Here is a 347-nt window from a genome sequence, read left to right on the forward strand (position 1 = left end):
GGCGAAGCGCTGGCCAATCTCGATCTTCAGCTTGCCGCTGGCAATCATGCCGAACAGGTCGTCGGCCATGCGCTGCAGGTTCTCGGCATTGTTGGCGTAGCTGGCCAGGGTCGGCCGAGTCACGTACAGCGAGCCCTTGGCCGAGAGAATCCCCAGGTTGACCCCGTCCACTGCGCCAGAGGCGTTGCCGAAGCTGACCATCAGCCCGCGTGGGGCCAGGCAGTCCAGGGAGGTCAGCCAGGTGTCCTTGCCCACGCCGTCGTAGACCACCGGGCACTTCTTCCCGCCGGTCAGTTCCAGCACTCGCTGGGCCACGTCTTCATGGCTGTAGTCGATGGTTTCCCAGG

Annotated in this window: 1 protein-coding gene; it reads right to left on the minus strand. The window is 64.8% G+C overall.

Features of this window, described 5'->3' with window-relative positions; translation table 11 throughout:
- Positions 1 to 347: zinc-binding dehydrogenase (locus F6S12_RS33190; RefSeq protein ID WP_315870044.1), on the minus strand; the 347-nt coding region annotated here is incomplete at both ends.

Source organism: Pseudomonas sp. JV245A, from assembly GCF_032424515.1.
Classification (GTDB): Bacteria; Pseudomonadota; Gammaproteobacteria; order Pseudomonadales; family Pseudomonadaceae; genus Aquipseudomonas; species Aquipseudomonas protegens.